18 protein-coding genes are annotated in these 21,589 nt (G+C 42.5%); 6 read left to right on the forward strand and 12 right to left on the reverse strand.

The features are described from left to right. Nucleotides 1-19: 19 nt before the first annotated feature. The 5 genes from yidD to C900_RS14320 all read right to left on the reverse strand — a co-directional run bounded on the left by yidD (nucleotide 20) and on the right by C900_RS14320 (nucleotide 3,594). Nucleotides 20-250, reverse strand: coding sequence for a membrane protein insertion efficiency factor YidD (gene yidD, locus C900_RS29390; protein ID WP_083867501.1), 231 nt, complete (start codon nucleotides 248-250; stop codon nucleotides 20-22). Between the two features lie 135 nt (nucleotides 251-385). After that, nucleotides 386-1,885 (reverse strand): cysteine--tRNA ligase, encoded by a 1,500-nt coding sequence (gene cysS / locus C900_RS14305; RefSeq protein ID WP_009580699.1) that lies wholly within the window; start codon nucleotides 1,883-1,885, stop codon nucleotides 386-388. 83 nt (nucleotides 1,886-1,968) lie between these two features. Beyond that, entirely contained in the window at nucleotides 1,969-2,499 is a 531-nt protein-coding gene (locus C900_RS14310) for a hypothetical protein (RefSeq protein ID WP_009580700.1), read from the reverse strand. A gap of 230 nt (nucleotides 2,500-2,729) precedes the next feature. Beyond that, nucleotides 2,730-3,020: a winged helix-turn-helix domain-containing protein gene (locus C900_RS14315; protein ID WP_009580702.1), complete on the reverse strand. Its 291-nt coding sequence runs from the start codon at nucleotides 3,018-3,020 to the stop codon at nucleotides 2,730-2,732. Nucleotide 3,021: 1 nt separating this feature from the next. Then, the gene (locus tag C900_RS14320; RefSeq protein ID WP_009580703.1) at nucleotides 3,022-3,594 is read right to left on the reverse strand and encodes a hypothetical protein; all 573 of its coding nucleotides are present in this window, start codon (nucleotides 3,592-3,594) and stop codon (nucleotides 3,022-3,024) included. Nucleotides 3,595-3,918: 324 nt separating this feature from the next. On the opposite strand from C900_RS14320, the gene C900_RS14325 reads away from it, so the two are divergent. After that, nucleotides 3,919-4,506, forward strand: a complete 588-nt coding sequence (locus C900_RS14325) for a riboflavin synthase (protein WP_009580704.1) — start codon at nucleotides 3,919-3,921, stop codon at nucleotides 4,504-4,506. Here C900_RS14325 and C900_RS14330 read toward each other — a convergent pair. Genes C900_RS14330 through hemF form a run of 4 tightly spaced genes read right to left on the reverse strand, consistent with a single transcriptional unit; the run spans nucleotide 4,503 to nucleotide 7,007 of the window. Further along, nucleotides 4,503-5,072, reverse strand: coding sequence for a phosphatase PAP2 family protein (locus tag C900_RS14330; RefSeq protein ID WP_009580705.1), 570 nt, complete (start codon nucleotides 5,070-5,072; stop codon nucleotides 4,503-4,505). The genes C900_RS14325 and C900_RS14330 overlap by 4 nt on opposite strands. Then, nucleotides 5,073-5,525, reverse strand: a complete 453-nt coding sequence (locus C900_RS14335) for an RES family NAD+ phosphorylase (RefSeq protein ID WP_040496817.1) — start codon at nucleotides 5,523-5,525, stop codon at nucleotides 5,073-5,075. 1 nt (nucleotide 5,526) lies between these two features. After that, the gene (gene parS, locus C900_RS14340) at nucleotides 5,527-6,042 is read right to left on the reverse strand and encodes a type II RES/Xre toxin-antitoxin system antitoxin (RefSeq protein ID WP_009580707.1); all 516 of its coding nucleotides are present in this window, start codon (nucleotides 6,040-6,042) and stop codon (nucleotides 5,527-5,529) included. 47 nt (nucleotides 6,043-6,089) lie between these two features. Further along, on the reverse strand, nucleotides 6,090-7,007 hold the full coding sequence (gene hemF / locus C900_RS14345) for an oxygen-dependent coproporphyrinogen oxidase (RefSeq protein ID WP_009580708.1): 918 nt from the start codon (nucleotides 7,005-7,007) through the stop codon (nucleotides 6,090-6,092). Nucleotides 7,008-7,197: 190 nt separating this feature from the next. On the opposite strand from hemF, the gene C900_RS14350 reads away from it, so the two are divergent. Continuing rightward, the gene (locus tag C900_RS14350; protein ID WP_009580709.1) at nucleotides 7,198-9,300 is read left to right on the forward strand and encodes an alpha-ketoacid dehydrogenase subunit alpha/beta; all 2,103 of its coding nucleotides are present in this window, start codon (nucleotides 7,198-7,200) and stop codon (nucleotides 9,298-9,300) included. A 27-nt stretch (nucleotides 9,301-9,327) separates the two neighbouring features. Here the strand turns inward: C900_RS14350 and tamL are convergent, their stop codons facing one another. Further along, a complete protein-coding gene (tamL, locus tag C900_RS14355) occupies nucleotides 9,328-11,742 on the reverse strand; it encodes a translocation and assembly module lipoprotein TamL (RefSeq protein WP_009580710.1) in 2,415 nt (804 codons plus the stop codon). Between the two features lie 15 nt (nucleotides 11,743-11,757). Between tamL and C900_RS14360 the strand changes: the two genes are divergently transcribed. Continuing rightward, nucleotides 11,758-12,495, forward strand: coding sequence for an RNA methyltransferase (locus C900_RS14360; RefSeq protein WP_009580711.1), 738 nt, complete (start codon nucleotides 11,758-11,760; stop codon nucleotides 12,493-12,495). Nucleotides 12,496-12,537: 42 nt separating this feature from the next. On the opposite strand, the gene C900_RS14365 is transcribed toward C900_RS14360, so the two are convergent. Both C900_RS14365 and smc read right to left on the reverse strand, forming a co-directional pair. Continuing rightward, the gene (locus C900_RS14365; protein ID WP_009580712.1) at nucleotides 12,538-13,068 is read right to left on the reverse strand and encodes a YfiR family protein; all 531 of its coding nucleotides are present in this window, start codon (nucleotides 13,066-13,068) and stop codon (nucleotides 12,538-12,540) included. A gap of 248 nt (nucleotides 13,069-13,316) precedes the next feature. After that, the gene (smc, locus tag C900_RS14370; protein WP_009580713.1) at nucleotides 13,317-16,871 is read right to left on the reverse strand and encodes a chromosome segregation protein SMC; all 3,555 of its coding nucleotides are present in this window, start codon (nucleotides 16,869-16,871) and stop codon (nucleotides 13,317-13,319) included. Nucleotides 16,872-17,986: 1,115 nt separating this feature from the next. Between smc and C900_RS14375 the strand changes: the two genes are divergently transcribed. From C900_RS14375 to C900_RS14385, 3 genes are all read left to right on the forward strand, one after another. Then, nucleotides 17,987-18,496 (forward strand): hypothetical protein, encoded by a 510-nt coding sequence (locus C900_RS14375; RefSeq protein WP_040496818.1) that lies wholly within the window; start codon nucleotides 17,987-17,989, stop codon nucleotides 18,494-18,496. 249 nt (nucleotides 18,497-18,745) lie between these two features. Beyond that, nucleotides 18,746-19,069, forward strand: coding sequence for a hypothetical protein (locus C900_RS14380; protein ID WP_040496819.1), 324 nt, complete (start codon nucleotides 18,746-18,748; stop codon nucleotides 19,067-19,069). 19 nt (nucleotides 19,070-19,088) lie between these two features. Further along, a partial coding sequence (locus C900_RS14385) for a PKD-like domain-containing protein (RefSeq protein ID WP_040496820.1) occupies nucleotides 19,089-21,589 on the forward strand: 2,501 nt, incomplete at its 3' end.

Raw genomic sequence — 21,589 nt, forward strand, 5'->3', positions numbered from 1 at the left:
CTGAGAACTCAGAACAGAATCAGTGCTTCTTTTTGGGTACAGGGTCATAGCCGCTTGTACCCCAGGGATGACATCGTGAGATACGCTTCATGCCCATCCACGTGCCTTTGAAAGGCCCCCACTCCCGTATGGCCTCGATGGTGTACTGAGAACATGTAGGGGAGTGGCGGCAATTAGACCCCAACAACGGACTTATTGCCACCTGGTAGAATCTGATTGGAAAAATGAATAGGTTTTTTAGAAACTGCACGTGTTAAAACAATAGATCCAACAGGATAGTTTTTTAATTGCAACTTTAAATTACCATCTCACCCTCAATGTTAAAACTGTCTGAGAGAGCCTGCCGCTCCGATTCTTCTGCTAATCATCCAGGCCGGATTTATTACTATGCAATGGAATATTCGGTTCCTTCTTTGCTGTCTTTAAGTACAATACCCAGGTTCTTTAAATCATCTCTGATCTTATCGGAAAGCTGATAATCCCTGGCTTCTTTAGCATCTTGCCGTAGCTTCATTAGCACTTCAATTACTCCATTAAGCAGATCATTGCTGGTTTCTGCCTCTTCCCTGAGGCCGAGTACTTCAGTGATAAAACCCTGATACCGCGAAACGAGCTCTGCAAAAGTTTCCTGGGTGAGATAGCCCGTTTTTATATTACCTGTTTTAAAATTGTTCATCATGGTGGTGATCTCAAAGAGTACCGCCAGGGTTTTAGCAGTATTGAAGTCATCACCCATGTTCAGAAATAAGCCATCAATAAGTTCTTTTGTCTTTGTTTCAAGCTCTCCATCCACATCGTTTTGTTCAAAAGGGAGGTTTTTGGATACTTTATACCCTTCCATAAGCCTTTTATAACCCTTTTCTGCGGCTATAAGCGCTTCATTGGAGAAATCAAGAGTGCTTGAGTAGTGTGATTGTAGCATGAAAAAACGTACAACCATAGGGCTGAAACCTTTCTGAAGAAGCTGGTGTGTTCCGGCAAAAAGTTCACGAGGCAAAAAAGAATTACCCAAAGACTTGCTCATTTTTTGGCCGTTTACGGTGAGCATGTTGGAATGTAACCAGTATTTTACAGGCTCTTTCCCGGTAGAACCTACCGATTGTGCGATTTCACATTCATGGTGAGGGAATATCAGGTCCATACCACCACCATGGATATCAAAGCTTTCACCCAGGTATTTGGTGCTCATCACGGTGCATTCAAGGTGCCATCCCGGGAAACCTTCACCCCATGGAGAAGGCCACCGCATAATATGTGTAGGAGAGGCCTTTTTCCAAAGTGCAAAATCAATTTTATTCCTCTTCTCATCCTGACTGTCGAGGGTGCGGCCGCTTTCCATCAACTCTTCAATTTTACGTCCTGAAAGCTTCCCATAGTTATGGTCTTTATCATATTTGGAGACATCAAAATAGACTGATCCGTTAACCTCATAAGCCAGGCCTTTGTCGATCAGTTGCTGGACCATCTCTATTTGTTCTACAATATGTCCTGTGGCAGAAGGCTCTATACTTACAGGCAGTATGTTGAACTGCTTGAGTACATCATGGAAATCGTTTGTGTATTGCTGTACTATCTCCATGGGTTCAAGTTGTTGAAGACGTGCCTTCTTCGCTATTTTATCTTCCCCTTCATCGGCATCGCTTTCCAGGTGGCCCACATCTGTGATGTTACGGACATAGCGTACTTTGTACCCCACATACATGAGGTACCTGTAAATAACATCAAAATTTAAAAAAGTTCTGACATTACCCAGATGTACATCACTGTACACGGTGGGGCCGCAAACGTACATTCCCACATATTCTTCGTGAATTGGCTCAAATTGTTCTTTCTTGCCGGATAAGGTATTGTGCAGGTTGATCGGATACTTTTCTTTTAATGTCATTCAGGTAAATTTTGATGCCAGTGCATGCTTAAAAATAAGACAGATCAAAGTTATTACAAACGACTGGCATCAAAAATTAGTTGCTATAGTTTTTTCAGCTCCATATGAAAGAAAGGATACCACTTTTCGCCATCGGGTGAATAATGACCATCTTCTATCCATGTGGTTTCAGTGAAATCAATTGTATACTTTATCGTACCTCCGGTGGGAGTTTCAAACCACCATATTAGATCATCTCCTTCAAATTTGGCCAAAGCAGCGGTATGCCCCTTGTCTCGTGTGTAGGTATTAAAAATGTACCGGCCCTGCACCTCATCGAAATGCAATACCGCAAACGCTTCGAATACTATTTCTTTTGTTTCCGGATGCCTTCCCTGGCCCTCGACAACAAGTATCTTTCCATCTAATTTGGAATATATGTGCTCAGTTTGTTTTACCAGATGTCGTTCCTGGCTCCCTTGCTGGTACCAGCCTGTGCCGGACCATTTTCCCTGTAGCTTAGAAAACGCTTCCATTTTTTCTGCTGCTACATTACTTTCCTGCTGTGCTTTGCAGACAAGAGCTCCCTGTAAGATAAGGACTAAAAGGGTGATTGTTAGGGTCTGTGTTTTCATGTCTTTAGATATTTATGGTGAATTTTTAAAAGTTGATAATAGCCCTGAAGCATATGGTTTGCTTTGAGTGCAGGGCTATTTTTTTAGTCTCAGTGGTGCTCAAAAGCCCCTTACAGTTTTCGAAATTGAAAAACCGCATGCAGCGCTTGATAAATACTGCCGGTATTATTCGGATGATGATTTTCATATTTATAAAGTAGTTTACAATGTAAACTAAATAGATAAAAAAATTATTTTTTAATATACTGCTGTAATGTGTTGACGTAATCTTCAAAAGCTTTTAGTCCCTTTTTTGTGATTTTGCAGGTGGTCAAAGGCTTCTTCCCTTTGAAAGTTTTCACCACATCAATATAACCCGCACTTGAAAGCTTGTCTATCTGGACACTTAGGTTACCCGCTGTGGCATTGGTTTTTTCTTTAATGTAGACAAACTCTGCGGACTGCACACTTACTAACAGCGACATCACTGCCAGCCGGAGCTGTGAGTGTAGTAATGGATCCAGATCTTTAAAAGCAGACATTCTAATTCTGTTTTTTCAATATATAAGCAGGAATAAGATACCCGAACAAAATTGCAATAGCCATGATCAATGAAGAATACTCCATCGGAAGATAGAATGTGATAGGAGTAAAAATCCAGAAGGAGCTGCCTCCTATGATCAAAGGTTTAAACCTAATGATTAATCCGCTAATAAAGGTACATAACCCGACAAATAGCATGATCAATGGTGTTATTTGATAGTTGATATGCCGTCCTGCAAAAATTACGACCAGTATAGAGAATGTAAATCCGATCCAGGTCCACATGATCAGGGTGTCACTGTACGTCTTCACGGTTTCTCTTTTGGATTGCCTGTATCCATAGAGCATAGTTATGATCCAACCGGGGATGCCGATAAGCCAGACCAGGTAGGGAGCATTAAAATCTGTGAATATGGTAAGATAAAACTGAGCGAGGCTGGCAACAGCGGCTATCCAGCCCCAGAAGATAAAATAAAAGCTGCCGTCCCGGAAGTTTCCCTGGGCGGTTTTGATCATTTTGGCAATGATCTGCAAACTTTCTTCGCTTGTTAACGGATGTTTCTTGTCTTCCATGATTGTTAATTTTTATAAATGTAAAGTAGTTTATTTTGTAAACCAAATGTTTATGTTAAAATTTGAAGGAAGGCGTTATTTTCCCGGCGCCTCATCCTGAATCCCTCTCCTAAAGAGAAGGATTTTTGAATCAGTCTTGGTGGGGGTAAATAATGCATTCACAGAGACACTCCACTTCTTTACTTCGAATTTGGCTTCGGGTAAAGCAACCTTCAAATCATTCCACTCGTCAATTCCCGGGGTGGTCCGAAATTTGTCCGATCAGGTTGATTTTTTTCTAAGGTACTTTGCACTTATTTTAGCAGGAGATTGAACGATATCAGTATGTTTACAGGAATAATTGAGGCTCTTGGTACGGTTAAAACTATTAAAACCGAAGGTAGCAACAGGCATTTTGAAATAGAAAGCGCTATTTCTGATCAGTTAAAAATTGACCAGAGTATTGCGCATAATGGTGTTTGCCTTACGGTAACGGCTGCAAACGACAAAAGACATTGGGTTACTGCCATAGACGAGACACTGAAAAAGTCAAACCTCGGAGACTTTAAACCCGGTACTCAGGTGAACCTGGAGCGTTGTATGCTTAACAACGGACGTTTTGATGGTCATATAGTTCAGGGCCATGTTGACCAGGTTGCCGTTTGTAAAAGTATAAAAGAAGAGGAGGGAAGTTGGATTATAGATTTTGAATATGACCCGACATCAGGAAATGTGACCGTTGAGAAAGGGTCTGTCACGATCAATGGTATTAGTCTGACGTGCTTCAATTCTCGTGCAAATGGTTTCAGTGTAGGCATTATACCGTATACATTTGAGCATACCACTATGCACCAGCTAAAGGTTGGTGACAAGGTGAACCTTGAGTTTGATATTATTGGGAAATATGTGCAGCGCTTATTAGGGAAAGCCTAGACGGGATAATACTTTCTTCTTACCCTATCGCTGAGGGTATAAAAAAGCCATCCCATTGAAGTTCCTATCACCGCTCCCACGATAATGTCTCCCGGATAATGAACACCAAGATAAACGCGCGAGTAAGAAACAATACCTGCCCATAAAAAGAGCCAGCCTATCCATTTGTATTTTTCCTTAAAAAGTGAGTATAGAAAAATAGCCAATGCAAATACATTTCCTGCATGGGAAGAAGCAAAGCCATATCTGCCTCCTGTGTAACCATTAACTATATGTACCAGTCCTTCAAGTTCGGGGTCACGCGATGGTCTGTATCTTTCGAAAAAGGGTTTCATAAACCCTGATAGTATTTGATCCGAAGCGGCTATGGCCAGCCCTATGCCTATAAGCCAGATGATGGACTTCCATTTATACTCTTTGATGATAAGGTATAACAGCCAGGCATAAAAGGGTATCCATATGAGTTTGTCAGAGACCCAGAACATAATACTGTCTAGCCAACTGGTGTGTAGTCCGTTGAGGAAAAAGAAAAGCTCTTTATCTAGTTCTATTAATGTTTCCAGCATTTATAAACGCAGTCTTTGGTCAAATTTAATGTCTTCTATGGATCTTACCTTTAGGTTTATGATATCCTTATGTAATGGATTTACCAGATAATTAAATTCAAGGGATGATTGAGCCGATGGCACTTTCAAAAGTACAGACTTTTGCGACATCAACCATTTCAAAGAAATTTCCTTTAGATCTTCAACATAAGGGTAGTTGTCCCAATCCTTCGGCAGTTCTTTTTCTGTTACTTCTACGGGAATTATATCGTCAGGAATTATTGCCGTTAACAAACAAAGTCTTTTAGGTAGAAAGCTGGAATTGGCTAGAATTTCTAGCTTGGCCAGCGAGATATGTTCCGAGAAGTAAATGATACGCGTTCCCTTATTATGCCACCTGCCTGAAGCATATAAACCGCCTGTTCCGGTTAGGTCACGGATATGTTTGCAACTGGCTATTCTGTACAAATACATATCAGGAGTATATACCCCATTCGATGCGAGCTAACAGGTCTTTTAACTCTTGCCTTCCAATTGGAGAATTAAGGAGTGACAGCGGTTTGTTATTCCCAAGTGCGACATTTTTGGTGTGCAGCCATACCCGAAAATCTTCTTCATCGAGAAAAACTTCTATGCCTTTGGCCCAAACTGAGGCTACATCAATCGCACTTTCAGACTCTTTTTTATCTAGCTTTTGATTGAGCTTGTATCGTCTTTGAAGTGTGCTTTCAGACATGTCCAGGGTTTGACCTATTTCTCTATTGGTAAACTGCATTCTCTTTTGGAGCTTTTGTAAAACAGATATTGGGAGGCCTTTTTCTGCCACTGTCAAAAAATCAAGCATATTCCTTATCTTTTGACCTATGACGTTCACCCCTCCCAGGAGTTGGATAATAAGCTGTAGTGTGTTATTATCACCATAAAAAATGGCTGGTTCATTTACTGTTCTCGCTAAAGATTTTCTTTCATATGAATGTTTTTTTTCTGTCATATAACAAATTTAATCCTTTTTTCTGGGTTTCCAAATTTTTATAAATATTATCCTAGCCAATTAATATCTTTTTTTAATAGCCTCAGGGTTTGTTCTTCCGAAGAGTTAGCTGTGGGTTGGTAGTCATACACCCAATTGGCCTGGGGAGGAAGACTCATGAGTATGGATTCTGTTCGGCCATTGGTATCCAGTCCGAATTTGGTGCCCTTATCCCAAACCAGGTTAAATTCTACATATCGTCCCCTGCGTAACATTTGCCATTGTTTTTCCTTTTCACCAAAAGGAAGGCCGCAGTTTTTATTCATAAAATGTGTGTAAACAGGTGCAAATATTGACCCGACATCTTTTACAAATGAAAATAATTGTTCTTTTGATTTTTCCTGATCGGGGCCTAACCTGTCAAAGAAAATGCCACCGATACCGCGGGTTTCCTGCCTGTGTTTGATATAGAAATAATCATCTGCCCACTTTTTGAATTGAGGATAATACCCATGGTCGTGGTTATCGCATACAGACTTCAACTGCTGATGAAAATATTTTGCATCTTCTCTATCCACGTAGTGGGGAGTGAGGTCGATACCGCCTCCAAACCACCAGGTGCCCACCTTGCCTTCCTCAGTGGGGGAGGTCTCAAAATACCGGACGTTCATGTGAATGATGGGCACCATCGGGTTTACGGGGTGTAAGACGATGGAAACCCCACTGGCAAAAAAATCAGATTTGGGAAGGTTAAGCGCCTTCACAATGTTATCGGGTGCAGAGCCAAAAACCGCGGAAAAATTTACACCTCCCTTTTCTATTATGTTTCCATTGGTAATAACTCTCGTTCTGCCACCTCCGCCTCCTTCTCTTTCCCAAAGGTCTTCCCGGAAACGACCCTCGCCATCAGCTTCTTCTAATTGTCTGCAGATACTGTCCTGTAACTTTTTAAACCAGTCTACTATTTCTTCTTTATCCGTTGCCATTCGGCAAAAGTATCGAATTGAACTTACGTAGTACACATTGCAAAGGCTATTTCTTCACTGAACACCGGGTATGTTTTTTGTCAGCGGGGAGATTCCTTTGGGATAAATTCCTTAAATTCGCAAACGATTGAACAAACGATCGTTTGTTTGGAATGGTGGATTGAAGAACCGAAAAAAAGACTGAAATTACATGCCTGAGACCAAAGCCGCATCTGCAAAAAAGAAGGTAAAATTGCCCATTAATAAGGAAGTATTGTTAAAGGCCTGGCAACTGATGTGTACGGCCAGCAGAATGGCAGAAACCTATGATGAGAACAAGGAGATCTGCAGCAAGTATGTGCATAGCACCTCTCGCGGTCATGAGGCCATTCAATTAGCCGCGGGAATGCAGCTTAGAGATTATGACTTTGCCTCGCTTTATTATCGTGACGAATCCATTTTGCTGGGAATTGGCATGCAGCCGTATGAATTGATGCTGCAATTGATGGCTAAGGCAGACGATCCTTTTTCTGGGGGCCGGACCTACTATGGGCACCCTTCACTTAAAAGAGATGGCTTTCCAATCATACCTCACCAGAGCTCTGCTACGGGTATGCAGGCTATTCCTGCTACGGGGATGGCTCACGGCCTGAAATACCTCGAAAGCCAGGGGCTCCTCCCTGATGGCAAAAATAAATCCGTTGTGCTATGTTCGCTTGGCGATGGTTCGGTTACAGAAGGGGAGGTGTCCGAAGCTTTTCAAATGGCGGTTTTGAAGAAAATGCCCATTGTATACCTGGTTCAGGATAACGACTGGGGGATATCCGCTACCGGTAAGGAAATGCGTACAATGGATGCCTACGAATTTGCAGCGGGATTTAAGGGAATGGAACGGATGAGAGTCAACGGAGCGGATTTTGTGGATTCCTATATGGGTATGCAAAAGGCTTTTCAATATGTAAGAGATAGAAAGGGGCCTGTTTTGGTGCATGCCAAATGTCCTTTGCTCGGACACCATACTTCTGGTGTTCGTAAAGAGTGGTACCGTGGTGAGGAAGACCTTAAACTTCATTCCAAAACGGATCCCATACCCATTCTTGAAAAATATTTGCTGGAGACAGGGGTGAGTAAGAAAATACTTCAGGAGCTGAAAGCAGTTGCGCTGGATACCGTGGCCAAGGATTATGAATATGCGCTCAATTCGAATGATCCCGATATCAGGGAGTTCGACTCACACGAATTTGCTCCTACACCTATTTTGGAGGAAAAAGGGGAGCGTCATCCGAAGGGGGCTGAGAAAGTGGTTATGGTAGATGCGGCATTACATGCGGTAGATGATATTCTGAAGAATCACCCCGAAGCGCTTTTTTATGGGCAGGACGTAGGCGGTACGCTGGGAGGTGTGTTTCGCGAGGCAGCAACTCTTGCCAAAAAATATGGTGACGAGCGCGTGTTCAACACACCCATCCAGGAAGCATACATTGTAGGGTCGACAGCCGGAATGTCTGCTGTTGGGGCAAAAGCTATTGTGGAGATCCAGTTTGCAGATTATATATGGCCGGGTATCAACCAGTTGGTAGAGGAGCTCTCTAAGAGTTGTTATCTATCGAAAGGAAAGTTTCCCGTTCAGTCGCTCATTAGAGTGCCAATAGGTGCATATGGTGGCGGTGGCCCGTATCATTCCGGTAGCGTAGAGTCAACATTACTTACTATTCGAGGTATAAAAGTCGTTTATCCATCAAGCGCTGCGGATATGAAAGGACTTCTAAAAGCTTCTTTCTATGACCCTAACCCGGTGGTATTGCTTGAGCACAAAGGCTTGTACTGGTCTAAGGTACCGGGTACTGCCGATGCGAAAACCCCTGAGCCTGATAAAGATTACATCATTCCACTGGGTAAGGCCAATATTGTAGTGCAGGCCGAAAAGGAAAGAATTGACAAGGGAGAATCTGCTGTGATCATTACCTATGGGATGGGCGTATACTGGTCTAAAGCAGCTATAAAGAACTATTCGGGAAGGGTTGAAATTATGGATTTAAGAACACTTAATCCGTTGGACTGGGAGGCGGTGACTAACAGTGTTAAAAAACATAGCAGAGTGATGGTGCTGACAGAGGAACCATTGCTAAATTCATTTGCTGAATCTTTAGCGGGAAGGATTTCAAACGAGTGCTTTAACTACCTTGATGCCCCCGTTGAGATACTGGGAGCGGCCAACTTACCGGCTATTCCACTTAATGTGGACCTGGAAAAGCAGATGTTGCCTAACCCTGAAAAAATAGCCAAAGCCCTTGGAGAACTCCTTGACTATTGATCTGGAACCTGTTAGTGGAAGAGGAAGTTAGAAAGGGTAGCCAATACCAATATTAAATACAACGGCTTCTGCTGCTCTCGGTGTAAATGGTGGGTCATAAAAACCTGAAGAGAGGATAAAGCGTTTTCCCCTGGCTCGTGCCGGGTCATACACCTTTAGTCCGGCATCAAGTCGAAGTACCAGGAATGAGAAGTCGAACCTGAGGCCCACCCCTGTACCTAAGGCTATTTCTTTATAGAACCGGTTTAACTCAAATTGTGCGCCTTCCCGGGATTTATCTTTTTCGATGGTCCAGATATTTCCAAAATCGGCAAAAAAGGCGTAGTCAATAAAGCCTATCAGGTTTTTCCTGATCTCAATACTTCCCTCCAATAAGATCTCTCCTTGCTGCTCAAAGTTATAGCTAACCCTGAATGTTGATGAATCTATCGGAGAAAATGATCCCGGGCCCAATCGTCTGGGGCGCCAGGCGCGGATGCCATTACTGCCCCCTGCGAAGAAGTATTTTTCATATGGAAGAATCCGGTTATCGCTATAAGGTTTGGCAATACCCCCATTTAGCCGGTAAGCCAGGGTTGTATTTTTATTGATAGGGTGTATTTTTCTGTAATCAATATTGGCTTTGATATATTTGTAATACTCCAGGCTATCTCTTTGAAGGATTTCAGTTCCCCAAAAATTCAATGTAGTACCGCCACTCTCAAGATAAGCCCTGAGAAAGGACGAGTTGGTAAAGTTAAAGCCGTAGCTATTTAGGTTCCAGGTAACACTAAAGCTCATGCTACTCACAAATGATGGGCGGAACGTATTGATAAGCCTGTTACCTTTGCTTTCAAGCACTTCCAGCGTATCTAAAAAGCGGGAACTAAGATTTGAGTTAATCATACTTACATCAGTAGCCGTAAGGCTGTAAAGTGTTCTGTTCTCATTTTGCCAGGTGTAAGTGTTTGAAAAATTTAGGTTTTCCCTAATATATTCAGGTCGATCAGTATAAGTATATCCTGCCAGCAGGCGGGTTTTAGGGTTGATCTTGCCAAGGCGTTCCTTTGCAGTTGAACTTATGGGTAATACGAACTGTGGGAATGTCAAGCTTGCGTTGACTCCTGCTTCTACACTTGTATATACATCTTTAACTTCTGTAGCGGGGGCTACCCCTTCCATTCCTATTCTGCCATTGATCTCAAATATCTCTAATCCCCGGAATACATTCCTCTTCTTGAATGATAAATTGTAAAAAGGTCCGGGAAAACCTTGTGTAACATTCACTCCAACCTCATTTGTCCATTGATACCGGTTTAATGGGCTGGTGAAGATATTAGCGATCAGGGTCCCTCCGGAGGAGTCGTAATTTATATTAATAAAACGGAAGTGATCCAGGTTGGCCAATTGCCGCTGTGTACTAAAAGTATTGGATTTGCTGTAAACACTGTCCTTTTTAATAAGCACCCGCCGGCTGAGTATCTTTTTATTATACTGATCCTGGTAGTACCGGTAAGTAATGCCCCGGTATGTCTCGACTTGCCTTAAGGAGTCAGATATTATGCCACTACCTGCATCAGTGGTAAAATTAATAGAGTCCACTGTAAACACTTTGTGATACCCTCGTTTTGCAGGTTTGTTGATAGTTGTTTGAATAGCCACTTTTCTATCACCACGATAAGCAGTGTCTACATTGAATTCGATATATTGCCTGCTGAAGTCGAAGTAGCCGTGATCTTTTAATAACAGGTCAATTCTTTCCCTTTCAGCAGTCAGTTTGCTCTGGTCATAGTTCTGCCCTTTTATCAGCAGGCTTTCATCACTGTTATTCAGAATTTTTGTTATAGCTGAATCTCCCGCTTGCAGCAGCAGTGTATCTAATTTATAGGCGGGCCCTTCATTAATATTATAAATGACAGTCACCTTCTTGCCTGAAGTATTAAGAGAAGTATCTACTTCGGCCTTGAAGTAGCCTTTGGAATTCATATATAATTGTAATCGCCCCATGGTTTGCATGGTTTTGAACGAATCATAGACGGCCACTGGTTCACCCCAACGCATCAATACATTGCCTTCCTCAATGGTTTTATTTATCCTGGCCACCCTCTTTCTTTTCTTACGCTCCAGACGCTGCACTTTTTTTTCATTGTTCCCGGCTGTTGCTATTTTTTTATTCCATTTGGCTCTTGTGCTCTCACGTTTCTCTTCATATTTTTCAACATCATAGCGTTTAAGGCCCCAGTAATAAAACCATACATAAGGGGAAAACGGAATAATCGGAAATTGACGGTTGGCTTCCTGGACGTACAGTTGAGAAAGGGATTCGCTGGCAATTTCGTCTGCGCCCTTTATTTTTTGTTTATACAGTAATTTTTCATCTTCTTTCAGATATTTGGTACCCAGACATCCGGAGATGATGTTGCTACTGATAAGAAGGAAAATTGCTAAGTATAAGCGCCTCAAACTAAAAAGCTGATTATGGTATCTAAAACTACTGCGAAGTTCATTAAATCACTGCAATTAAAGAAATACAGAAAACAAGAACAATGTTTTTTGGTGGAGGGTGCAAAAAGTGTGCTGGAAGTTCTACAATCCGATTTTGAAGTAATGCTTTTAGTGGCAACTCAGCCGTTTCTGGATGTGTATAGTCTGGGTGGTAAATTGGAAGTGCACGTAGCAACAGCTCAACAATTAAGTAGCCTTGGTACTTTCAAATCCAATGATGCTGCCCTTGCGGTAGTTAAAATGAAGGAGCAAGAGCCTTTTAGCTTTGAACAGCAGGAATGGTGTATTGCTTTGGATGATGTCAATGACCCTGGGAACATGGGCTCGATACTACGGATTGCTGACTGGTATGGCATTTATAAAGTGCTGGCTTCAGAGCAAACGGCTGATTTTTATAACCCGAAGACCATAGCGGCATCCAAAGGCTCTTTCTGTCGCGTCCAGGCCTATTATACCTCATTGAAAGAGGTGTTGACTCAGTACCCACAACCTGTCTATGGTGCATTTATGGAAGGTGAGGACATTCATAAAGTACAATTCGGGAGAGGAGGAATGCTGGTGCTTGGCAACGAAGCCAATGGAATATCACTTGCTATTTCTTCTTTGATCACCAAAAAAATAACCATACCCAGGTATGGAAAAGCCGAATCGTTAAATGTGGCAATGGCTACAGCCGTGATTTGTGATAACATTAAGAGAAGTCAGAAATGACTTCTCTTAACAAGCGTGTACAAAATAATAACCCTAACCTAACTAAACTTCAATAGCCATTTCAGCAAGCTTACTGGAAACCCTTAAACCTGATCTTTCAACGGCTTTTTTATTCATTTCAAATCTTAGCTTTCCGTCCACAGTTACAAAGTTGATAGCGCTACCATGTTTTGCTAACCCCTCTTTTTCGGTAACTATCAATACATTCTGAGTGTTTATCTCGCTAATATTCTCTACTGCCGCACTCATTTCATGTGGTATGAACAGTAAGTCGCTCTTTTTTAAAGCATTTTCCAGTGAGGAAAATGACTTTATAACAATTTTTCTGGCTGAGGACCGCTGAGAGGCAATTTCATTAAATGTTCTTAGCAACTCCTGGTCGTCTGATAATATTCCGATGACAATTTCATTGTCGTCATCAGGCCATTGCACGTACTTCGTGATAGAAAAGATCACGAGGCTTTTTACCCTGTCTTCTTTGGCTGAACGCTCCTTTCCATAGGAACTAAAAGCCATCAACAAACAAAGAGAAAAAAATACAAGAGAGAGGGGATTGGTCTTATTGGTTTTCATCTTGGTATTGGTTTTAGTGTTATATACCAAAGTTGATATTATTAATGAAGCGTTTTTTCAGGGTAAGTACTGAAAATAAATAATAAGGGACCCGACTGCGTCATTTTCAAGCAGAGGGCACTTTTGGGGGATGGAAAATAGATGAGAAAAGCTGGTTTTTGATCGTTTTGAAGAAATCTAAGGGTTAGCCCTTAGAAGACAACTACGCAAAACCCTTAATTGGGGAAGGTGAAAAGCCCCGTTTTAGCCTAATCGGCCAATTCCCGAAGGTCTACCGGCACCACCCGCGACACACCCTGCTCAATCATAGTGATACCATAGATAACATCCGTACTTGACATAGTACGTTTGTTATGGGTTACTATTATAAACTGAGACTCCTTACTGAATGTCTTGATAATATTGTTGAATTTGTCGATGTTAGCATCATCAAGGGGGGCATCTACTTCATCGAAAATACAGAAAGGGGCCGGTTTTAATAGATAAATGGCAAAAAGCAGCGAAGTAGCCGTTAATGTTTTTTCACCCCCAGAAAGCTGGTTAATGGTCAACGGGCGCTTCCCCTTGGGTTTGGCAATAATTTCAATGCTGCTTTCGAGTGGATTTTCAGGATCACTAAGCCTTAGGTCGCAATCGTCCTCTTCCGTAAAAAGGCTTCGGAACACTTTCACAAAATTTTCCTTTATTTTCTCGTAAGCGTCAATAAATGTATCCTTAGCTACGGTATCAATTTCATCAATTGTGGTAAGCAGCGATTCTTTTGCTTTAAAAAGATCTTCACGCTGTGAGGTGATGAAGTCATTTCTTTCTTTGATTTCCTGGTAGGCTTCCATTGCCATTGGGTTAATAGGCCCCATTTTCTCCAGTTTATCCTTAATCCTGGAAACTTCATCACGAAGAGGTCCTTCTTCCCATTGCTCTTCCTCCTGGCCTTCCTCCTGGCCTTCTTCTTTCTCTTCCTCCATCAGGTCATCCAGCTTGATGTTGAATTCAACCGAAAGTCTTTCCTTTACCGAGCTCAGCTCCAGCTTGGTTTCATTGAGCTTGTTTTGAAGCTCCATGAGTAGTGTATCCACACCCTCCCGGCTTCTTTGTATCTCTCGGGCGGCCTTGTCTATCTCATCAATTTCACCACGGGCAGCATAATATTCTCTTTCCGCTTCATTAACTCCCTGCTCAATACTCTCCTTTTCATCGTACATGGCGATGAGTTCATCATCATTGGTTTCCGCCTTTTCCAAAAGCTGCTTTATTTCAGCATCGTTGTGCTTCAACTCTTCCTGGTTCTTCTCAATTCTGCCCTTGCTGCTTTCATAGGCATCCTGCTTATATTCGATTTCCTGAGTAATACTTCTAACCCGGTTTTCCTGTTGATGAAAGAAGATGTTCTGTTCGTTAAAGGCTGCAGATTTTTCAGAAAGGAGTTCGTTATGCTCATTAAGGTCAGATACGAGGTTGGTTAACCTGATCTCTTTTTCCTGTAGCTCACGTTCTTCCTGCTCGGCTTTTGGTTTATTTTTATCTATCGCCTCCGCTAATTCTTCAATTTTAGCCAAAATGTCCTCCTTGCGCATATCCGCATCGGAAAGCATTTTGCTGAACTGCTCTTGCTTGGTCTTGATGGAAATATATTCTTCATTAATGAGCTTTACTTCCTCCCTGACCTCTTCGATTTCCTGTTTATGAGTACTGCCTTTTAATTTTTCCAGCTCCTTTTGCTTATCGCTAAGCCCTTGCTGCACCTCCGAAAGCTTTTTGGTAAGCTGTTTGATCTCCTTATCCAACTTCTCCAGGTTTTTGGCCCTTCCGATCTTTTTACCTTCAAAAAGCCCTACGGAACCACCCGATATGCTATACCTTCTACGTGTAACCTTACCACTTTTGGTGATAAAAACGTTGTCATCGTCTTTAGGGATACTCTTGTAGTCGCCCTCCAGTATATACACGCGGTCGAGGATATGCCCCATTAACTTCCTGTACTTGGTATCATATTCCATGATCTCCGTGGCAGGAAAGGCATTGTCGTATAATTTCGTATCAGAAGGGGTGAAGTTTTCAAAACTGTCCAGAATGAAGAAATTAGCTTTGCCCTTGGCAGCATCACTGAGGATGTTGATAGCCTCGTAAGCATCAGCCTCTTTATCAACCACATAATAATTAAGGTATGGCTCCAGATAATTTTCGATCGTTACCCTGTACTCATCTTCGCAGGTAAGAATATCGGAGAGAAGAGGGGCATTCTTTTTCCATCCGGCTTTTTTCTTGAGGAACTTAATGGCCTCAGGAAACCCTTCCAGGTTCTCAACCAGTGATTTAGTAAGGTTGTACTCATTCTGACGGGCATCCAGCTTCCTGTTTGTCTGTGTCTGTTCTTCCCTGATTACTTCAATGGTCTTTGTGGTTGATTCGATCCTTTTTTGGAGGTCTTCCTCAGCGGCTATTAGCTTCTGCTGTTCCTTATTTTTAACCGCAAGTTGTTCAGACAGCGCAGTGACCTTCTTGTCGAACTGCACCAGGCTGGCACTTTGCTCACTGGTGTCGGTAGCTGTTTTTTCTAGCTCCTGTTTAAGGCTGGATAGCTGCAGCTCTTTGATCTCTACAGATTTTTTTAACTGATAGACTTCCTCCTGCTTGCTCTTCTGTATTTTCCTGAGCGTATCGGTTTCTTCCTGAAGCTGAGAAGTCTTTCTTTTTTGTATCTCATAATCCTCTTTCAATATTGCCAGCTTCTGCTCTATTTCATTCAGTATCTTCTGAGCTGAATTCTTTTCATGCGTAAGGCTTTCAACACTGAATTTGGCTCGTTCGTTACTCTTTTTGTCCTGCTCTATCTGATCGCGCAGACTTTCCGATTTATCATTCAGGAACCGAAGTCGTTCATTTTTTATCTTTTTCTCACTTTCATACTGCCTGATCTTGTTTACATGTTCATTGAGCGCTTTCTGACGCGATGAAAGTGTTTTTTCTTTGCCAATCAATTCAGCTTTTGCTTTTTCAAGAGCAGCTTCTTTTTCACTGACCTGCTTGTTGAGGCTTATTTTTTTGTCATTTTCGCCTTCAATTCGTTTGATCAGGCTCTGATAGGTTTCCGTATGTTTGCTGATGGTAAGCCGGGCCAGCAAAATGCTATGCTTCTTATACTTTTCCTTGAGCTTGTAATACTTTTCTGTCTGTTTAGCCTGTCTTTCAAGGGATTTCATGTTTTTGTCAATCTCATAAAGCAGGTCTTCTACACGCTCCAGATCGGCATCGGTATCCTGTAGCTTTTTAAGCGTCTCTTTTTTCCTTTTCTTAAACTTTGAAATACCGGCAGCCTCTTCGAAAAGTCCTCGTCTTGAGTTGTCCTTGTCATTAAGCAGGTCGTCTACCATTTTTAGCTCGATGATAGCATAGCTGTTGGAAGCAATACCCGTATCGAGGAAGAGGTTGGTAATGTCCTTTAACCTACAGGTTACACCATTCAGTAAGTACTCGCTCTCCCCCGAGCGGTAGTATCTTCTGGTAATAGTTACCTGAGAATATTCTGTGGGCAGTAAGTTTTTAGTATTATTAAAGGTAAGAGATACCTCGGCTAACTGCGTAGGCTTGCGCTTCTTGGTTCCATTGAAGATCACGTTTTCCATTTTCTCAGATCGTAGCGTCCTGCTACTCTGCTCCCCCAGCACCCAGCGAATGGAATCCACGATATTGGATTTGCCACAACCGTTTGGCCCGACAATACCGGTTATCCCTTCGTCAAAATTGATGGTTACCTTATCGCCAAAACTCTTAAAACCCTTGATCTCAAGCTTGGAAAGTTGCATGCACTAAACTAATTAAAAAAATACGATGGCCCTGTGGTTTGCTCAATAAGCATATTAATCAAAGCAAAGGCAACAAATTTAAAACTAAAAATGATAAAATGAATGCGAATTAGATATTAGTATTGAGATGACAGGAGTCGGAAGACGGAAGACCGAAGTTGGAAGTCGGAAGAAAAGAATAATAGTCGATAATCTGTGATCAGCAATGGTGAAGGTTCTGAATACACGCGAACCATTCTCCTCCCGGGAGGAGATACAGAGGTGGGTTGACGCAAAGCGCTTAGCGCCCGGCGCTCTGCTCTATGCTTATCCACCTCCGTCCTTTGGACACCTCCGCCAGCGGAGGACAGTGGCGATGAAGCCGGAAGAAAATAATCAATAATCTGTATCGGTAACGTTGAATGGTTTTTAATACACGCGAACCATTCTCCTCCCGGGAGGAGATACAGAGGTGGATTGACGCAAAGCACTTAGCGCCCGGCGCTCTGCTCTACGCTTATCCACCTCCGTCCTTTGGACACCTCCGCCAGCGGAGGACAGTGGCGATGAAGCCGGAAGAAAATAATCAATAATCTGTATCGGTAACGGTGAATGGTTTTTAATACACGCGAGCCACTCTCCTCCCGGGAGGAGATACAGAGGTGGATTGACGCAAAGCACTTAGCGCCCGGCGCTCTGCTCTACGCTTATCCACCTCCGCCAGCGGAGGACAGTGGCGATGAAGCCGGAAGAAAATAATCGATAATCTGTGATCAGCAATGGTGAAGGTTCTGAATACACCGAACCATTCTCCTCTTGGGAGGAGATACAGAGGTGAGTTGATGCAAAGCACTTAGCGCCCGGCGCTCTGCTCTACGCTTATCCATCTCCGCCAGCGGAGGACAGGTGGCGATGAAGACCGAAGCCGGAAGAAAATAATCAATAATCTGTATCGGTAACGTTGAATGGTTTTTAATACACGCGAGCCAATCTCCTCCCGGGAGGAGATACAGAGGTGGGTTGACGCAAAGCGCTTAGCGCCCGGCGCTCTACTCTACACAATTGGCTGCTTGCAGCTTACAGCTAATAGCTTTTTCACTTGCAAACCCGATATAAAAGTATAATTTTGTTAAACCATGGATACCGAATTAATTATATATCTCATCTTTATAGCATTTGCCATCCTTTCGAGGTTTCTAAAAAAGAAAAAGGAAGATAATGTCCCCCCACAAGCAGACTCCTTGGACGAAACTCCACAGCGCCCCTCTCAAAAACAGATGACTTTTGAAGAGTTGTTGCGTGAATTTACAGGAGAGCAACAGCCACAACCACGACAACAACCACAGCCAAAAGCCCCTACCCGTGAAACCGTTTATGAATCCTATGAAGATGAACCTTCCTGGGATTCCCGGGTCTCTGACGATGAGGCCAAAGAAACCTACAACCGTTCCGTAAGAGAGGCCAAAAAACTAAAAACACTTGATGAGCTGGTAGACCTTGACCAGCCAATCCAATCGGGACACTTCCGGGGCTATGAAATTAAGGAGGAAGACACCATCGCTGATGATATTCTCAATACCTTACAGGATGCCGATGGAGCCAAACGGGCAATTATCCTGAGTGAGATTATCAATAGAAAGTACTAAGAATAATCCTTAAAATTCTATTAAACGACAGTTTTAGGCATTTATTGTTTAAAAAGTGGAACTTTTTTTACGATTTAAGCTGCAGAATGCTAAATTGTACTTTTGTTTACCTGATAAACATTTTGATAAATTAATTAAAGATGCAATCTTTACTTTTTGATACTATGTGGAAATAGTGCAAATGTCTGTTGTCGGTTACTTTAATTTTTTGAACTATATATATAATGTAGGAAATTTTTTGAGACATCCATGCGAAAGTTAGCTTTGTTATCAACTGTTTTAACCATCTGTTTATCCTTTAGGGGATTTTCCCAAACTACTGACCCTTGTGAAAAAATTGTTATCGAGAAGTCTATTGTCCATACGAGTTTCCCAGGAGGCAATGGTTCTATTGAGATCTCAATAGAGGGAGGGGAGGCTCCTTTCACAATATCTGTCATTGGAGACAGGCGAGAAAAGAATAAACTAAATATAGATTCAACAAAGATTGATGATCTACTATCAGGTAAATACCTTATCGTTGTTCAGGATAACACAGGCTGTCGTAAGGAAGTAAATGTTGAAATCAAGTAAGACTGTTATGACCCGAGTTATGAAAAAGAGTAATTTCTTAATCTTTTTGTTGTTTGCCTTGGTTTCCTTTGCCACCAGCAATATTTCCTTTGGTCAGCTAACGGTGACACTAACCAATGAGAAAGATGCTTGCGATGGTTTGAACAATGGATCAATTGATATAACGGTATCTAATTCTAGCGGGGCCATTACATTGTTTATATTTGGACCCCCGAATTTTACATTTAACCCGAGTGATGGTGATATCACTTCTCTTTCCAATTTGCCACCCCGAACCTATCTGGTGGTTGCGCAAGATGATAATGAAACTGTTAACACCGGGTTTACAATTGATAATATTGTTGTTCCACTTAATATATCGGTGGATGCAGTAGTAGATAATAGCAGTTGTACAATTCCTAATGGATCTATCTCTATAACTGCATCCGGAGGATCAGGTGTTGGATATTCTTACTCTTGGAGTGGGCCTAATGGTTATACCAATAATATTGAGGATATCTCAGGGCTGGCTGGAGGTACCTATACAGTTGAAGTTTTTGATGACGGGACAAACTGTTCGGAAGTACTTGTTGTAGCTCCCGCAGTTAATGATCCGTCACCGGCTGTGTTTAACATTACCACAGCCTCACCTTTGGAAGTATGTTCTGGTGATGATGCCATCATTCAGCTAGATGGTAGTGAAGATCCTCCCGGACCTGAAACGGTTGAATATACTATCAAAGTAAATGGTGTCCTTGACAATACAACAACGGTCATCGGAACCGGAGCACCCATTTCATTAACTATTGCATCAGGACAGTTCAGTAATGGTGATGTATTGACAGTAGAAGCTGACAATGCTAATTGTACTGAAGTTGATATGGGCGGGAGTGTCGTTATTGATCTGCAAATCACTCCTTTATTTACAGGCAATCTTGATGCCACGGTGTGTTCGGGAGATGCTGTAGGAGTCACATTGCCTTCTTTGGATGACGATGGCGATGTTATCAGCAGTTACGATGTAAGTGTGGTAGTGGCTCCGGGTTTGACAGGCACTGCTAGTACTGCAACGGGAACCACAGATGTGAATCTGATCTCCGGCGATATTTTCACAAATACGACTAGCAATTCTTTGGATGTAGTTTACACCGTTACTCCCTATATAGGCACTTGTCCAGGTCCCGATTTCACAATTACAGTAACGATAGATGAGGCCCCGGTATTCACTGGCAATCTTGATGCCACGGTGTGTTCGGGAGATGCCATAGGAGTTACGCTGCCCTCTTTAGATGATGATGGCGATGTTATCAGCAGTTACGATGTAAGTGCGGTAGTAGACCCCGGTTTGGGAGGTACAGCTAGTACAGCAAGTGGTACAACGGATGTGAACCTAATTTCTGGTGATATATTCACAAATGCTACGGGAGGTCCCCTGGATGTAGTTTATACGATTACTCCTTATATAGGTACTTGTGCAGGTCCTGATTTTACCATTACAGTAACGATAGACGAGGCCCCTGTATTCACTGGCAATCTTGATGCTACGGTGTGTTCGGGAGATGCAATAGGAGTTACACTACCCTCTTTGGATGACGATGGTGGTGTTATCAGTAGCTATGATGTAAGTGCGGTAGTAGATCCTGGTTTGGGAGGCGCAGCAAGTACCGCAACGGGAACAACAGACGTGAACCTGATATCCGGTGATATATTCACAAATACCACTAGTAATCCTCTAAATGTAGTTTACACCGTTACTCCCTATATAGGCACTTGTCCTGGTCCAGATTTTACAATAACTGTAACGATAGATCAGGCTCCTTTGTTTACAGGTAATCTCGATGCCACAGTATGTTCCGATGATGCGATTGGGGTTATATTACCATCTCTTGATGATGATGGCGATGTTATCACCAGTTATGATGTAAGTGGGGTGGTGGCTCCGGGTTTGACAGGCACTGCTAGTACAGCAACGGGTACAACAGATGTAAACCTAATATCCGGTGACATTTTTAGTAATGCGACAGGCCCGTCATTGGATGTTGTATATACTATTACTCCTTACGTAGGCACTTGTCCGGGAGCTGATTTCACTATCACAGTAACTATAGTAGCACCTCCGGTATTTACTGGCAATCTCGATGCTACAGTATGCTCCGGTGATGTAATAGGTGTATCGCTGCCCTCTTTAGATGATGATGGCGATGTTATCAGTAGTTATGATGTAAGTGCGGTAGTAGACCCTGGTTTGGGGGGTACAGCCAGTACAGCGAGTGGTACGACAGATGTGAATTTGATCTCTGGCGATATATTTACGAATACTACAGGAGGTCCCCTGGATGTAGTTTATACAATTACTCCTTATGTGGGAACTTGTGCAGGCTCTGACTTTACTATTACAGTAACAATAGATGAGGCCCCTGTATTCACTGGCAATCTTGATGCCACCGTATGCTCTGGCGATGCTATCGGAGTCACGCTTCCCTCTTTAGATGATGACGGCGGAGTTATCAGTAGCTATGATGTAAGTGCCGTAGTAGCCCC

Origin of the sequence: Fulvivirga imtechensis AK7, from assembly GCF_000331535.1 — a bacterium.
Lineage (GTDB): Bacteria > Bacteroidota > Bacteroidia > Cytophagales > Cyclobacteriaceae > Fulvivirga > Fulvivirga imtechensis.

Coding starts and splice junctions, on each gene's coding strand:
- cysS (WP_009580699.1), bottom strand. CDS start 1,885: ATGACATTAAAAGAAAAGTATCCGATCAACCTGCACAATACCTTATCC.
- C900_RS14310 (WP_009580700.1), bottom strand. CDS start 2,499: ATGAAAACACAGACCCTAACAATCACCCTTTTAGTCCTTATCTTACAG.
- C900_RS14315 (WP_009580702.1), bottom strand. CDS start 3,020: ATGTCTGCTTTTAAAGATCTGGATCCATTACTACACTCACAGCTCCGG.
- C900_RS14320 (WP_009580703.1), bottom strand. CDS start 3,594: ATGGAAGACAAGAAACATCCGTTAACAAGCGAAGAAAGTTTGCAGATC.
- C900_RS14325 (WP_009580704.1), top strand. CDS start 3,919: ATGTTTACAGGAATAATTGAGGCTCTTGGTACGGTTAAAACTATTAAA.
- C900_RS14330 (WP_009580705.1), bottom strand. CDS start 5,072: ATGCTGGAAACATTAATAGAACTAGATAAAGAGCTTTTCTTTTTCCTC.
- C900_RS14335 (WP_040496817.1), bottom strand. CDS start 5,525: ATGTATTTGTACAGAATAGCCAGTTGCAAACATATCCGTGACCTAACC.
- parS (WP_009580707.1), bottom strand. CDS start 6,042: ATGACAGAAAAAAAACATTCATATGAAAGAAAATCTTTAGCGAGAACA.
- hemF (WP_009580708.1), bottom strand. CDS start 7,007: ATGGCAACGGATAAAGAAGAAATAGTAGACTGGTTTAAAAAGTTACAG.
- C900_RS14350 (WP_009580709.1), top strand. CDS start 7,198: ATGCCTGAGACCAAAGCCGCATCTGCAAAAAAGAAGGTAAAATTGCCC.
- C900_RS14360 (WP_009580711.1), top strand. CDS start 11,758: ATGGTATCTAAAACTACTGCGAAGTTCATTAAATCACTGCAATTAAAG.
- C900_RS14365 (WP_009580712.1), bottom strand. CDS start 13,068: ATGAAAACCAATAAGACCAATCCCCTCTCTCTTGTATTTTTTTCTCTT.
- smc (WP_009580713.1), bottom strand. CDS start 16,871: ATGCAACTTTCCAAGCTTGAGATCAAGGGTTTTAAGAGTTTTGGCGAT.
- C900_RS14375 (WP_040496818.1), top strand. CDS start 17,987: ATGGATACCGAATTAATTATATATCTCATCTTTATAGCATTTGCCATC.
- C900_RS14380 (WP_040496819.1), top strand. CDS start 18,746: ATGCGAAAGTTAGCTTTGTTATCAACTGTTTTAACCATCTGTTTATCC.